The sequence below is a fragment of the Streptomyces tuirus genome (genome assembly GCF_014701095.1).
Taxonomy (GTDB): Bacteria; Actinomycetota; Actinomycetes; order Streptomycetales; family Streptomycetaceae; genus Streptomyces; species Streptomyces tuirus.
Genome location: NZ_AP023439.1, coordinates 6,749,133 through 6,763,326 on the forward strand (window position 1 = coordinate 6,749,133; position 14,194 = coordinate 6,763,326).

Consider the following 14,194-nt stretch of genomic DNA (forward strand, 5'->3'; position numbering starts at 1 on the left):
CGCCCTGGCGCGCCTCAGTCGAACCGGGCGGTGCTCAGCCCGCCCGGCTCGATCTCGCCGGTCCGCTGCTGCGGGATGACGACCCCGCCCTGCTGGAGCGCCACCGTGCGCGCCGGGGCGGGGATGCGGATGCCCTCCGCGCGGTAGCGCTTGTGCAGGCGCTTGATGAACTCGTGCTTGATCCGGTACTGGTCGCTGAACTCGCCGACGCCCAGGATGACAGTGAAGCCGATGCGCGAGTCGCCGAAGGTGTGGAACCGGATGATGGGCTCGTGGTCCGGCACGGCGCCGTCGACCTCGGTCATCGTCTCGGCGATGACCTCGTTGGTCACCCGCTCCACGTGGTCGAGGTCGCTGTCGTAGGCCACCCCGACCTGGACCAGGATGGTCAGCTGCTCCTCGGGGCGCATGAAGTTGGTCATGTTCGCCTGCGCGAGCTGACCGTTGGGGAGCACGATGAGGTTGTTGGACAGATTGCGGATCGTCGTCTGCCGCCAGTTGATGTCCTCGACGTAGCCCTCCTCACCGCTGCTGAGCTTGATGTAGTCACCGGGCTGGACGGTCTTGGAGGCGAGGATGTGGATGCCCGCGAAGAGGTTGGCGAGGGTGTCCTGAAGCGCCAGCGCGACCGCCAGACCGCCGACGCCGAGGGCGGTGAGCAGCGGGGCTATGGAGATGCCCAAGGTCTGGAGGACCACCAGGAAGCCGATCGCCAGGACCAGGATCCGGGTGATGTTGACGAAGATCGTGGCCGACCCGGCGACCCCGGAGCGGGACTGCGTGACCGTGCGCACCAGCCCGGTCACCACCCGGGCCGCCGACACCGTCGCGACGAAGATGAGCAGCACGGTGAGCACCTGGTTGGTCGTGTGCTGCACCGTGCGGGTCAGCGGCAGCACCGCCGCCGCGCCCGCCGCGCCGCCCACGACCGCGGCCCAGGGCACCACGGCCCGCAGCGCGTGCACGATGACGTCGTCGCCGGTCCAGCGGGTGCGATCGGCGTGCCTGCCCAGCCAGCGCAGCAGCATGCGCAGCGCGAACGCCGCCAGCAGGCCCGAGGCCAGGGCGATGCCGGCGAACAGCAGATCGTCCACGGTCAGTGCCCGGTTCACCGGTCACCTCCCGGGCGGGGAGCTGCCGCGAACGCCGTCATCGGCGGCCGGATGTGAAGTCTCGTCACGTCGTCACCTGCTCGTCTTCCGGGATGTCCGAAGGTGCCCGACCACCCTGACCTGCGGTCGGCGCGATCGTTCATCCTGCCGTATCCCGTACGGGGTTCCGTACCGCGGACGGGGGTGAGCGGAGGGTGAGTTACTGCACATGACGCGCTGTCACGCCCGGCTCGCTCACCGGTCCGTGAACGACCCGTGCCGGCCCTCACCGGAGGCGAACCGGGCGGCCCCCTCGAGGCCCTCGTCCAGGACGCCCGTGCCGTGCCGGAACTCGGCGTGCAGCGCGGCCCGTTCGTCCAGGCCCTCCTGGTCCAGGACGGAGGCCCGGTCGGAGCGCAGGCAGGACTGCGGGAACCGGGCGATCTCCGCGGCCAGTTCCTCGGCCGCGGCCCGGGACCGGCCGGGCGGCACCAGGCGGTTGACCAGCCCCATGCCGTGGGCCTCGGCGGCCGGGACGGGGCGGCCGGTGAGGATCAGGTCGAGGGCGCGGCTCGTGCCGATCAGCCGGGGCAGCCGCACGGTGCCGCCGTCGATGAGGGGCACGCCCCAGCGGCGGCAGAACACGCCGAACACGGCGTCCTCCTCGGCGACGCGCAGGTCGCACCAGAGGGCCAGTTCCAGGCCTCCGGCCACGGCGTGCCCGGCGACGGCGGCGATCACGGGCTTGGACAGCCGCAGCCGGGTCGGGCCCATCGGGCCGTCGCCCTCCGGCTCGACGCGATTGCCGCGCTCGGTGCCGAGTGCCTTCAGGTCGGCGCCCGCGCAGAAGGTGCCGCCCTCACCCCACAGCACCGCCACCCGGGCCTCGTCGTCCGCGTCGAACTCCCGGAACGCGGCGACGAGTTCCGCCGCGGTCGGACGGTCGACCGCGTTGCGTGCCTCGGGGCGGGAGAGGACGACGGTGGTCACATGGCCCTGACGTTCGATCCGCACCGGCATGGTGACGTCCCTTCTGCGTGACGGAACCGGCACGCTACCCGGACGGGATCACCCTCAGCCGGAACCCGGATCAGATCACCTTCAGCCGGACCAGCGCCGCCAGCGTCAGCGCCCCCGGCACCAGCGGCAGCCAGACGGTGATGACCCGGAAGGCCAGGACCACCGCGGTGGCCACGGCAGCCGGGCCGCCCGCCGCCACCAGCGCCATGACGAGCGCCGCCTCCACCGAGCCGATGCCGCCGGGCGTGGGCACCAGCGCGACGGCGACCGTCGCCGCCAGATAGGCCACCGCCATGTGCGCGGGCGGGACGTCCAGCCCCAGCGCCCGCCCCGTCAGCACCAGGACGGACGCCTGCAAGGCGGGGAAGGCGAACGATCCGCCCCACAGCGCCAGCGCCCGCGCCGGGCGGGTGTGCACCGTACGCGCCTCGCCGAGCGCCGTCCGCAGGAACGACACCAGGGCCGAGCGCAGCCGCCGCACGAGGGCGAGCACGGTCACGGCGATCACGAGCACCACCGCGACGCCGGCCAGCAGCGGACCGAACGCCGTCTCCGGCACCAGTGCGCCGAGCCGCAGCGCGTCGGGGAACGCGACAAGCAGGGCACCGAGCAGTGCCACCCGGCCGATGCTCTCGGCGAGCAGGTACAGGCCGAGGGCCGCCGAGGAGCGGGCGAGCGGCAGCCCGCACACGGTCATGAACCGCAGGTTGACCGCGCTCGCGCCCAGCCCGGTCGGCAGCAGGTGGTTGGCCGCGCCGGCCGCGAACTGCGTGGCCAGCAGCCGCCGTCGGGGCAGCCGCTCGACGACCGCGCCCTGCCGCGTGCAGGAGGCGGCGACCCAGGTCAGACAGGTCGCGCCGACCGCGGCCAGCAGCCAGGGCCACTCGGCGGTGCCCAGATGCGCGAAACCGGCGGCCAGCACCGACCGGTGCCGCACCGCGACCACGGTCACGAGCAGGAGCGGGAGCAGACACAGGATCTGCCTCAGGCGGCGGACCGGGACGCGACGGGGGAGTCGTCCCGGGCGGAGTTCGGGGAGTTGGACCGCTGTCACGTCTTCAGAGGCTGTCCAGGCGGGGCCAACTGCGGGTTGCGGGAGCGGGGACCGGGGATTGCGCGCGGAAAGCGGCTGGGTGGGGAGCGTCATCGGGGCCTTTGCGCGGAGAGACGGGGAAGAGGGGGATCGGGCTGATTGTGCGGGATGTCGGGGAAATGCGCGAGCTCCTTGACCTCAACATTGCTTGAGGTTCTACGGTCGCTCCCATGAGCATGGAGACCACGGCGTGGACACAGCTGCACAGTGTCATCAACGCCGAACAGGACCGCCGTCCCTTCGCCTTGGCGACCCTGCGCCGCATCGGCGCGTTCGCCCGCCCGCACCGGCGGCGCATCGCCCTCTTCGTCCTGCTCGGCGTGGGCACCGCCCTGCTGGCCGTGGCGACACCCGTCCTGGCCGGACGGGTCGTGGACACGATCGTGTCGGACGGCGACGAGGGCAGGGTCGTACGCCTGGCCCTGCTCATCGCGCTGATCGCGGTGGTGGAGGCGGCGCTGGGCATCCTCGGCCGGAGACTGTCGGCGACGCTCGGGGAGCATCTGATCCTCGATCTGCGGACCGCGGTCTTCGACCATGTGCAGCGCATGCCGGTCGCGTTCTTCACACGCACTCGTACGGGCGCCCTCGTCTCCCGGCTCAACAACGACGTCATCGGCGCCCAGCGCGCGTTCAGCAACACCCTCTCCGGAGTGGTCAGCAACCTCGTCACGCTGCTGCTCACCCTCGCGGTGATGCTCACCCTGTCCTGGCAGATCACCCTGCTCGCCCTGGTGCTGCTGCCGGTGTTCGTGATCCCGGCCCGGCGGATGGGCAGCCGGATGGCCAGGATGCAGCGGGAGGCCGCGACGCTGAACGCCGCGATGGGCACCCGCATGACCGAGCGGTTCTCCGCCCCCGGCGCCACCCTGGTCAAGCTCTTCGGCCGTCCCGAGGAGGAGTCACGGGAGTTCGCCGAACGAGCCCGCAGGGTCGCGGACATCGGGGTCCGGACGGCGACCGCCCAGGCGGCCTTCATCACCGCTCTCACCCTGGTCTCCGCCCTCGCCCTGGCCCTCGTCTACGGCCTCGGCGGCTGGTTCGCCCTGCGCGGCTCCCTCGAACCCGGCGCCGTCGTGTCGCTCGCCCTGCTCCTGACCCGGCTCTACGCGCCGCTGACGGCGCTCGCGGGGGCGCGCGTCGAGGTGATGAGCGCCCTGGTCAGCTTCGAGCGCGTCTTCGAGGTGCTCGACCTCCGGCCGCTCATCGAGGAGAAGCCGGACGCGCGCCCGGTGCCCGAGGGGCCTGTCGCGGTCGAGTTCGACAACGTCCGCTTCGGCTACCCCGCCGCCGACAAGGTCTCCCTGGCCTCCCTGGAAGAGGTCGCGTCCCTGGACGAACGGGGCGGCGACGAGGTCCTGCACGGCCTGTCCTTCCGCGCCGAACCCGGCCGGACCGTGGCGCTCGTCGGCTCCTCCGGCGCGGGCAAGTCGACCATCGCCCAGCTCATGCCGCGCCTGTACGACACCGACGAGGGCGCCGTGCGCATCGGCGGCGTCGACGTCCGCGACCTCACGGCCCGGTCGCTGCGCCAGACCCTCGGCATGGTCACCCAGGACGGCCACCTCTTCCACGACACCGTCCGCGCCAACCTCCTGCTCGCCCGCCCCGAGGCCACGCAGGACGAGCTGTGGGACGCCCTGCGCCGGGCCCGCCTCGACGACCTCGTGCGGTCCCTGCCCGACGGCCTCGACACCGTGGTCGGCGAACGCGGCTACCGCCTGTCCGGCGGTGAACGCCAGCGCATGACCATCGCCCGGCTGCTGCTGGCCCGCCAGCGCGTCGTCATCCTCGACGAGGCCACCGCCCACCTCGACAACACCTCCGAGGCCGCCGTCCAGGAAGCCCTCGCCGAAGCACTCGAAGGCCGGACCGCCGTCGTGATCGCCCACCGCCTGTCCACTGTCCGCGCGGCCGATCAGATCCTGGTCGTCGAGGCCGGCCGGATCGTGGAGCGGGGCACGCACGAGGAACTCCTCGCGGCCGGGCGGCGGTACGCGGAGCTGTACCGCACCCAGTTCGCGGGACCGGCCGACGGGACGCGGGGCGAGGCGGTGGAGGAGGCCGCGTGAGGCGTGAACACCCGCCCGGACCTGTGCGTACTCCTGTCGGAAACCCGCTCCTGCCGAAAACCTGCCGAAAGACGCACCCGGAGAGGCGACGTGTCCCAGCAGCAACCGACCGCACGATCCCCCCGCCGCACCCCCTCCCGCACCCACCGGCCGCGCGCCCTCGCGGCGGCCGGAGCACTGATCGTCCTCCCCCTGGTCACGGCCTGCGGCGGCGGTGACGACGGCAAGGGCGCCGGCGGCGGCAAGGCGGCGCCGAGCGTGACCGCCGCTCCCGCAGCCGGAGTCGTCGCACCGGCCAAGGTGGAGGTGATCGCCGGGCTGACCGGCTGCAAGGCGAAGATCCGCATCGACGCCGACGAACTGCGCCAGGGCCTGTGCCACACCGAGAAGGCCGACTACCTCATCACCACCTTCCCCGAGGAGAAGTTCAAGGAGACCTGGCTGGAGGAGGCGCGTGTCTACGGTGGCAAGTACCTCGTCGGCACGCGCTGGGTGGTCAGTGTGAAACCGTCGCTCCTGGAGTCCTTCCGCGCGAAGCTCGGCGGCACCATCAGGGAGTTGCGGGGCATCGGCCCCAAGCCGGGCGGGCGGTGACCTCTCTCTTTCGATTTCGGCTGGTGGGCGTCATGATGGTCCGGCTCGGCACATGAGCCGCCCCCCTCGCGGCGGCACCGGAGATTGAGTTCGTCGTGGTCGCCACCTTTCGTCGCCATTCGCTCGCGGGCGAGATGCTGGTGCTCCAGCTCGCCATCGTCGTGGTGGTGCTGCTGGCTGTCGCCGCGGTCTCCCTCGCCCAGTCGCAGGCCACCTTCAACCGTGTCGAGGGTCGCCGGGTGAGCGCGCTCGCCGAACAGCTGGCCGCCAACCCCCTGGTCCGCAGCCAGCTGGTGCGCCCCGCGCCGGGCGAGGCGCTCGCCCCGCTGGTGCTCGCCACGCAGGCCCAGTCGGGGGTGACGTCGGTGTCGGTGGCCGACGGGACCGGGCGGATCGTCAGCTCCACGAACCCCACCGTCGTCGGGGAGCGCATGCGGCTCGGGCCGGGCACCGCCCGCGGACGCGGCTGGTCCGGGCAGCTGACCCTCGACGGCGACCGCGAGCTGGCCGCCCAGGTGCCCGTCCTCGGGGCGACGGAGGAGAACCTCGGCCGGATCCTGGGCACGGTGATGATCGGCGAGGCCGATCCGACGGTCTGGCAACGGCTCAACGGCGCCTCCTCCTACCTGCTCGCCTACCTCGGCATCGCCAGCGGACTCGGCGTCGCCGGCTCCTGGCTGCTGGCGCGGCGGGTGAAACGCCAGACCCTCGGGCTGGAGCCGGGTGAGATCGCCGGGCTCGCCGAGCACCGGGAGGCCATGCTGTACGGGATCGCCGAGGGCGTGATCGCCCTGGACCCGCAGCACCGGCTCACCCTCGTCAACGACATGGGCCGCCGGCTGCTCGACCTGCCCGAGGACTGCGTCGGCCAGAGCCTCACGGGCCTCGGCATCGACGGGCGGCTGCGTGACGTGCTGTCCGGCACGGCCGCCGGCGAGCGCGACGAGGTCGTCGTGCGCCACGGCCGGGTCCTGGTGATGAACCGGATGACCGTCACCAAGGACGGCCGGGCCCTCGGCTCGGTCACCACCCTGCGCGACCGCACCGAACTGGCCCGGCTGGAGCGGGAGATCGGTTCCTTCCGCAGCTCCGCCGAGCTGCTGCGCGCCCAGGCACACGAGTTCGCCAACCAGCTGCACACCATCTCGGGGCTGATCCAGATCGGTGAGCAGGACGAAGTCGTGCGCTACATCCGCGCGTTGAGCCGGCACCGCCAGTCCCTGGACGTCACCCTCAGCCGCCGCGTCCGGGACACCGCGCTGGCCGCGCTGCTGATGGCGAAGGCGTCCCTGGCGGCCGAGCGGAAGGTCAGCCTGCGGATCTCGGACGACACCGCGCTGGAGCGCCTCGCCCCGGAGGACGCCGCCGATGTGGCGACCGTGGTGGGCAACCTGGTGGACAACGCCGTCGACGCCGCCGCCGCCCGGGACGACGCCTGGGTGGAGGTCGCGCTGCGGCAGGACGCCTCCAGCGTGGAGATCGCGGTCCGCGACTCCGGGCCCGGGGTCGCTCCCGAGCTGGCCCGCGAGGTGTTCTCCCACGGTTTCACCACCAAGGCCGCCCGCGAGGGCGAGCGCGGCATCGGACTGGCCCTGACCAAGCTGGTCTGCGAACGGCACGGGGGAGAGATCTCGGTGGCCAACACCCCCGAAGGGGCCGTGTTCACCGCACGCATGACCGTCAGCCACCTGACCGGCACGGTGGCGGAAGGAGCGGCCCCATGACCCAGGCGAGCGACAAGGCGGGTGCGATCGACGTCCTCGTGGTCGACGACGACTTCATGGTGGCCCGGGTCCACCGCGCCTTCGTGGAACGCGTCGAGCCGTTCCGCGTCGTCGGCACGGCCCACACGGGGGAGCAGGCCGTCGAGGCGGTGGACGAGCTGCGCCCCGAGCTCGTCCTGCTCGACCTGTACCTGCCCGACCTCTTCGGCCTCGACGTCATACCCCGGCTGCGCACCGCGGGCCATGACTGCGACGTCATGGTCATCAGCGCGGCGACGGAGGCCGACACCGTGCGCGGCGCGGTCCGCCGCGGCGTCGTCGACTACCTCCTCAAGCCGTTCGGGTTCGAGGACTTGCGGCTGCGCCTGGAGAGATACGCCGCCCAGCGGGGCAGGCTGCTCACGACGGTGGTCCGGGGGCAGGCGGACGTGGATCGCGTCCTGGCCGGCGCGTTCGGGCCCGCCCCGGCGCACACCCTGCCCAAGGGCATGAGTGTGGAGACCGCCGAACTCGTCGAACGGGCCCTGCGCGAGGCCGGCGGCACCCTGTCCGCCACCGAGTGCGCGGCCCTGACCGGCGTCTCACGCGTCAGCGCCCGCCGCTACCTGGAGTACTTCCACGGCACGGGCAGCGCGGAGGTGTCCCTGCGCTACGGCGCCACCGGCCGGCCCGAACGCCGTTACGCCTGGCGCGTCTGAGCCGCCGGCCACGACCCGGCGGCGGTCGGTGAGGCCGCGGACGCATGCGACCCGCCCGGCGTCGGCCAGGTCCTTCACGGTCCTCCTGGGAGTCGGAGGCGTGGGTAGCGCGCGCGTGAGCGCCGCCGCGCGGAACGGGTCCGCGCGGCGGCGCTGCCGGCCGGCCCCGGGACCGTACCGGGGCCGGCACGTCAGGGGCGGTCGGTGAGGTAGCCGCCCATGGAGGTGAAGTACTCGGCCGCGGGCAACTCGCGGCCGTCCTCGGTGCGTACGCGCGTGATGGCGAGGCCGCGGTTGCGTCCGGTGCGGGCGTCGGCGCCGGCGACGATCACCACGCCGTCGCCCTCGCGGTAGAAGATGCGGCCGGGCGTGCCGCCGTAGCGGCCCTCGGAGACGAACGACGCCAGGACGTCGAGCCGCCGGCCCCGGTGGAAGGTGTAGGCGCTCGGGTACGGCTCGGACTGGGCGCGCACCAGGCGCTCCAGGTCCTCGGCCGGCCAGCTCCAGTCGATGCGGCTGTCCTCGTCGGCACGCTTGTGGAAGAAGGACGCCTGGGAGCGGTCCTGCCGGGTGAACTCGGTCTGTCCGGCGGCGATCAGGCCGAGCGCGCCGATGGTGACCGGGGCGATGAGGTCGACGGTCTTGTGGAACAGGTCGGTCGCCGTGTCCGTCGGCCCGACCGGCACCGCCTCCTGCCGGACGATGTCGCCGGCGTCGAGCTCGTCGTTCATCATGTGCGCCGTGACGCCCACTTCGGGCTCTCCGTTGATGAGCGCCCAGATCAGCGGGGAGAAGCCGGCGTACTTCGGCAGCAGGGAGTCGTGCACGTTCAGCGTGCCGTGGCGCGGCAGGCCGAAGATGCGCGGGGGGATCCAGGTGCGCCAGTTGTTGGCCACGATGATGTCCGGGTCGGCCTCCTTGAGGCGCTCGAACAGCTCGTCGTCGTCCGGGCGGTTGCGGATCAGCACCGGCACGCCGTGCTCCTCGGCGAGGTCGGCGACCGAGTCGCTCCAGATCTTCTCGTACGCGTGCTCGCTCTTGGGGTGGGTCACGACCAGCACGACGTCGTGCTCGGACTCCAGGAGGGCTTGCAGGGTGCGGTGCCCCCAGGTCTGGTAACCGAACATGACGACCCGCATGGGGTTCCTCCTCAGAGCAAGACAGTGGCCGACGCAAGTAAAGCAAGCCTTACCTTAGTCCGCAACGGGTCTGCGGGATCGGCCAGTTGACGGAGCCCGCTCGGGCCGGTGTCCGTTTTGCCCTGTCGACACCTCAACTTGTTTAGCTTAGGCTCACCTAAGTTCCTTGGCGTGCCGTCCCGTTGGCATGCCCGCCTTTCCTTCCCTCCACACCTGACACGCGGCTGCCCCGCACGATGGGAGTGACATGTCGCAGGTTCTTCCTGGTGACACACCACCGGTCCACGACCTGATCGGTATCGGCTTCGGGCCGTCCAATGTGGCCATGGCGATCGCGCTCCGCGAGCACAACAACGGCGTCGGCAGGCAGGAGGCGGTCACCGCTCACTTCTTCGAGCAGCAGCCCCGCTTCGGCTGGCACCGCGGCATGCTCATCGACGACGCCACCATGCAGGTCTCCTTCCTCAAGGACCTGGTGACGCTGCGGAACCCGGCCAGCGAGTACAGCTTCCTCTGCTACCTGCAGAGCAAGGGCCGGCTGATCGACTTCATCAACCACAAGAACCTGTTCCCGCTGCGCGTGGAGTTCCACGACTACTTCGAGTGGGCCGCGGCCCAGGTCGACGACATGGTCTCCTACGGCCATGAGGTCGTCGGCGTCGCGCCCGTCACCCGCGACGGAGTCGTGGACCACCTGGAGGTGACCGTCCGCTCGGGCGGCGGCCTGGAGGTCCACCGGGCCCGCAACCTCGTCATCGGCACCGGCCTGCGCCCCCTGATGCCGGACGGTGTGGAGCGCGGCGAACGCGTCTGGCACAACTCCGAACTGCTGACCAAAGTCGACGAGTTGGAGGGCACCTCGCCCGCCCGGTTCGTCGTCGTGGGCGCCGGCCAGAGCGCCGCCGAGAACGTGGCCTACCTGCACCGCCGCTTCCCCGAGGCCGAGGTCTGCGCCGTCTTCTCCCGGTACGGCTACAGCCCCGCCGACGACAGCAGCTTCGCCAACCGGATCTTCGACCCGCAGGCCGTCGACGAGTACTTCGCCGCCCCCGAGGACGTCAAGCGCCGGCTGATGGAGTACCACGGCAACACCAACTACTCCGTGGTGGACATCGACCTGATCGACGACCTCTACCGGCAGTCGTACCAGGAGAAGGTCCTCGGCACCGAGCGCCTGCGCTTCCTCAACGTCTCCCGGCTCACCGGCGTCAAGGAGTCGCCGTCGAGCGTCCGCGCCACGGTCACGTCCCTCGTCACCGGCGAGGACACCGACCTCGAAGCCGACGTGGTGGTCTTCGCCACCGGCTACAGCCCCGTCGACCCCACGAGCCTGCTCGGCGAGGTCGCCGACCGCTGCCTGCGCGACGACGAGGGCCGGGTCCGGGTGGAGCGCGACTGGAGCATCGCGACCGACCCCACCCTGCACTGCGGCATCTATCTCCAGGGCGGCACGGAGCACACGCACGGCATCACCTCGTCGCTGCTGTCCAACACCGCCATCAGGGTGGGGGAGATCCTGGACTCGCTCCTCGGCCGCGTGGCCGGGCCCGCCGACCAGCCGCGCACGCTCGCCGACGGCACGGGCAGCGCGACCCGCTAGCGCTCCGCCGGGGTCGCCGGTCGGCCACGGCGCCGTCGTGGCCGCTCGCGCAGTTCCCCGCGCCCCTTCGGGTGTCGCAGGAACCGACCAGTCAACTCGCCCACCGCGCAAGGGATAACGTACGTCGACATGGGCACGACTGCTGTAGTGGAGCGCCCCGCGACCAGGGGCTCGGCCCCGGCCCGCCGGCGTCGGATCGCGGGCCTGGGCATCCTCGTGGCGCTCCTGGTGATCGCCGCGGTGCTGTCGCTGGCCGTCGGGGCACGCGCGTTGACCCCCGCCGAGGTGTGGCACGGGCTGTTCGCCGGCCCGGAGTCCGACCGGCGGCTCACCGAGATCCGCCTCATCGTGGAGACCGTACGGGTGCCGCGTACGGTCCTCGGGATCGTGGCGGGCATTGCCCTCGGGGTCGGCGGGGCGCTGATCCAGGGGTTCACGCGCAACCCGATCGCCGACACGGGCCTGCTGGGGGTGAACACCGGCGCCTCGTTCGCCGTCGTGTCGGTGATCGCCGTGTTCGGGTTCTCCGACCCGTTCCAGTACGTCTGGTTCGCCTTCCTGGGCGCGGCGGTCGCCGGTGTCGTGGTGTTCGGTCTCGCGAGCATCGGCCGGGGGGCCGGCAACCCGTTGACGCTCGCCCTGGCCGGGCAGGGCATCACCGTGTTCCTCATGGCGATGACCACGGCGGTCGCGCTGTCGAACCAGGCCTCACTGAACGCGCTGCGGTTCTGGAACGCCGGCTCCCTCGCCGGTGTGGGATTCGACGTCATCTGGCCGGTGACCGCGTTCATCGGCGCCGGGCTGGTCCTTGCTCTCGCCACGCTGCCCTCCCTCAACCTGCTCAACCTGGGCGACGACGTGGCCAGGGGCCTGGGCGTGAACATCGCGCTGAGCCGGACCGTCGGCATCACCGCCATCACCCTGCTGGCGGGAGCCGCGACGGCCGCGTGCGGGCCCATCGCCTTCCTCGGCCTGATGGTGGCCCACGTGGCCCGGTACCTGACCGGCCCGGACTACCGCTGGCTCGTGCCGTACGCCGGGCTGCTCGGGGCCGTCGTCCTGCTGCTCTGCGACATCGTCGGCCGACTGGTGGTGCGGCCGGGCGAGTTGGACGCCGGTGTCCTCGTGGCGCTGCTCGGCGCCCCCTTCTTCGCGGTCCTCGTGTGGCGCGGAAAGTTCAGGAGCGCATGAACGTGACCGAGGTGAAACCGTCGCTGCCGCCGGGCGTGCGGCTCGGCCGGGTGTCGTTCGTCTGGCGGCCCTGGCTGCTGAGCGTCACGCTGCTGCTCGCGGCGGCGGCCTTCCTGGTGTTCTGCGTCTCCATCGCCGTCGGGGACTTCCCCATCGGCCTCCCGCAGGTGATCGCCACGATCTTCGGACGGGGCGAGCAGGTCGACCGGTTCATCATCATGGACCTGCGGATGCCGCGCGCCCTGGCCGGGCTCGTGGTGGGCGTCGCGCTCGGGGTGTCCGGGGCGATCACGCAGTCCATCGCCCGCAACCCGCTGGCCAGCCCGGACGTCCTGGGCATCACCTCGGGCGCCAGCGCGGTCGCGGTGTTCCTGGTGACCGTCTCGGGCGGGACCGCCGCGGCGATCGTCAACTCCGTGGGACTGTCCGCCGCGGCACTCGCGGGCGGGCTCGGCACGGGCCTGCTGGTGTACTTCCTGGCGTGGCGGCGCGGGGTCGACGGCTTCCGGCTCATCCTCATCGGCATCTCGGTGAGCGCCGTGATGGAGGCCCTCACCACCTGGCTGCTCGTCACGGCCGACATCCGGGACGTGGCCCGGGCCCAGGCGTGGCTGGTCGGCTCGCTGGAGGACCGCTCGTGGAGCGAGGTCTGGACGGCCCTGTGGTGCGGGCTCGTCCTGCTGCTCGTCGTCTCCTGCGTCGCCTTCCAGTTCAGGCCGATGCACTTCGGCGACGAGGTGGCCGCGGGGCTGGGCGTCCGGTACACGAGGGTGCGGGCGGTGCTGCTGCTGTGCGCGGTGCTGCTGGCCGGTGTGGCGGTGAGCGCGGCGGGCCCGGTGCCGTTCGTCGCGCTGGTGGCGCCGCAGGTGGCGATGCGTCTGGCCCGCTGCCCCACACCACCGATGGTGGCCTCGGGCCTGGTGGGCGCGCTGCTGCTGATCGGCTCCGACCTCGTCGCGCGCACGGCGCTGCCGGTCTCCCTCCCGGTCGGCGTGGTCACCGCCGCGATCGGGGGGCCCTTCCTCGTCTATCTGCTGGTGCGGGCGAACCTGCGGTAGATGTACAAGAGTCAGGTGAACCTAAGCAAGGGGGGACCCGTGGTCGTACAGTCCGTCACCGAGGCCGCGGTCGGGGGCACTTCGCGGCTGGCAGCCCGAGGCGTCACGGTCGGCTACGGCGGCCGGGTCGTCATCGACGAGCTCGACGTGGCGATACCGCCCGGCGTGATCACCACGATCATCGGCCCCAACGGCTGCGGGAAGTCGACCCTGTTGAAGACGCTGTCGCGGCTGCTCAAACCGGCCAAGGGCGCGGTCGTCCTGGACGGCGAGGACATCGGCCGGCTCAGGACGCGGGACGTGGCGAAGAAGCTCGGCCTGCTGCCGCAGGCGCCGGTCGCGCCGGAGGGGCTGACCGTGGCCGACCTGGTCGCCAGGGGCCGTCACCCGCACCAGAGCTGGCTGCGGCAGTGGTCCTCCGACGACGCCGACGTGGTGGAGCGCGCCCTGGCCATGACGGGCGTGTCCGACCTGGCCGACCGCCCGGTCGACGCGCTGTCCGGCGGGCAGCGCCAGCGCGTCTGGATCTCCATGACCCTGGCCCAGGGCACCGATCTGCTGCTGCTGGACGAGCCGACGACCTATCTGGACCTGGCGCACGCCGTGGACGTCCTGGACCTCGTGGACGATCTGCACGAGTCGGGCTGCACCGTCGTCATGGTGCTGCACGACCTCAACCTGGCCACGCGCTACAGCGACAACCTCGTGGTGATGCGCGAGGGGTCGGTCCTGGCGCAGGGGCATCCGCGGGACGTCATCACCGCCGAACTGCTGGAAGAGGCCTTCGGGTTGAAGGCCCGGGTGATCGACGATCCGGTCGGAGACCGGCCGCTCATCGTGCCGATCGGGCGGACCCATGTGCTGCCCGGTCACCTGCCGGCAGCGGAGCATTAGTAAGGCTAGGCTAACCTCAT

Annotated in this window: 12 protein-coding genes; 8 read left to right on the forward strand and 4 right to left on the reverse strand. The window is 72.0% G+C overall.

Features of this window, described 5'->3' with window-relative positions; translation table 11 throughout:
* Nucleotides 1-14 precede the first annotated feature (14 nt).
* From IGS69_RS30670 to IGS69_RS30680, 3 genes are all read right to left on the reverse strand, one after another.
* Nucleotides 15-1,112 (reverse strand): mechanosensitive ion channel family protein, encoded by a 1,098-nt coding sequence (locus IGS69_RS30670; RefSeq protein WP_190903711.1) that lies wholly within the window; start codon nt 1,110-1,112, stop codon nt 15-17.
* Nucleotides 1,113-1,346: 234 nt separating this feature from the next.
* A complete protein-coding gene (locus tag IGS69_RS30675) occupies nt 1,347-2,111 on the reverse strand; it encodes a crotonase/enoyl-CoA hydratase family protein (RefSeq protein ID WP_190903712.1) in 765 nt (254 codons plus the stop codon).
* Between the two features lie 70 nt (nt 2,112-2,181).
* Nucleotides 2,182-3,165, reverse strand: coding sequence for a lysylphosphatidylglycerol synthase transmembrane domain-containing protein (locus IGS69_RS30680; protein WP_385864696.1), 984 nt, complete (start codon nt 3,163-3,165; stop codon nt 2,182-2,184).
* 215 nt (nt 3,166-3,380) lie between these two features.
* Between IGS69_RS30680 and IGS69_RS30685 the strand changes: the two genes are divergently transcribed.
* The 4 genes from IGS69_RS30685 to IGS69_RS30700 all read left to right on the forward strand — a co-directional run bounded on the left by IGS69_RS30685 (nt 3,381) and on the right by IGS69_RS30700 (nt 8,292).
* A complete protein-coding gene (locus IGS69_RS30685; protein ID WP_190904714.1) occupies nt 3,381-5,276 on the forward strand; it encodes an ABC transporter ATP-binding protein in 1,896 nt (631 codons plus the stop codon).
* A gap of 90 nt (nt 5,277-5,366) precedes the next feature.
* Nucleotides 5,367-5,870 carry a hypothetical protein gene (locus tag IGS69_RS30690; protein WP_190903713.1) on the forward strand — a complete coding sequence of 168 codons (504 nt, stop codon included), beginning with the start codon at nt 5,367-5,369 and terminating at the stop codon, nt 5,868-5,870.
* A gap of 95 nt (nt 5,871-5,965) precedes the next feature.
* Nucleotides 5,966-7,594 (forward strand): sensor histidine kinase, encoded by a 1,629-nt coding sequence (locus IGS69_RS30695; RefSeq protein WP_190903714.1) that lies wholly within the window; start codon nt 5,966-5,968, stop codon nt 7,592-7,594.
* On the forward strand, nt 7,591-8,292 hold the full coding sequence (locus IGS69_RS30700) for a response regulator (protein ID WP_190903715.1): 702 nt from the start codon (nt 7,591-7,593) through the stop codon (nt 8,290-8,292). The genes IGS69_RS30695 and IGS69_RS30700 overlap by 4 nt, the downstream gene beginning before the upstream one ends.
* A gap of 191 nt (nt 8,293-8,483) precedes the next feature.
* On the opposite strand, the gene IGS69_RS30705 is transcribed toward IGS69_RS30700, so the two are convergent.
* The gene (locus IGS69_RS30705; RefSeq protein ID WP_190903716.1) at nt 8,484-9,431 is read right to left on the reverse strand and encodes a methionyl-tRNA formyltransferase; all 948 of its coding nucleotides are present in this window, start codon (nt 9,429-9,431) and stop codon (nt 8,484-8,486) included.
* Nucleotides 9,432-9,678: 247 nt separating this feature from the next.
* Between IGS69_RS30705 and IGS69_RS30710 the strand changes: the two genes are divergently transcribed.
* The 4 genes from IGS69_RS30710 to IGS69_RS30725 all read left to right on the forward strand — a co-directional run bounded on the left by IGS69_RS30710 (nt 9,679) and on the right by IGS69_RS30725 (nt 14,174).
* Nucleotides 9,679-11,031 carry a lysine N(6)-hydroxylase/L-ornithine N(5)-oxygenase family protein gene (locus IGS69_RS30710; RefSeq protein ID WP_190903717.1) on the forward strand — a complete coding sequence of 451 codons (1,353 nt, stop codon included), beginning with the start codon at nt 9,679-9,681 and terminating at the stop codon, nt 11,029-11,031.
* A 129-nt stretch (nt 11,032-11,160) separates the two neighbouring features.
* The gene (locus IGS69_RS30715) at nt 11,161-12,222 is read left to right on the forward strand and encodes a FecCD family ABC transporter permease (RefSeq protein ID WP_190903718.1); all 1,062 of its coding nucleotides are present in this window, start codon (nt 11,161-11,163) and stop codon (nt 12,220-12,222) included.
* Entirely contained in the window at nt 12,219-13,280 is a 1,062-nt protein-coding gene (locus IGS69_RS30720) for a FecCD family ABC transporter permease (protein WP_190903719.1), read from the forward strand. Before IGS69_RS30715 ends, IGS69_RS30720 begins: the two co-directional genes overlap by 4 nt.
* A 39-nt stretch (nt 13,281-13,319) precedes the next feature.
* Entirely contained in the window at nt 13,320-14,174 is an 855-nt protein-coding gene (locus IGS69_RS30725) for an ABC transporter ATP-binding protein (RefSeq protein WP_190903720.1), read from the forward strand.
* Nucleotides 14,175-14,194: the final 20 nt, after the last annotated feature.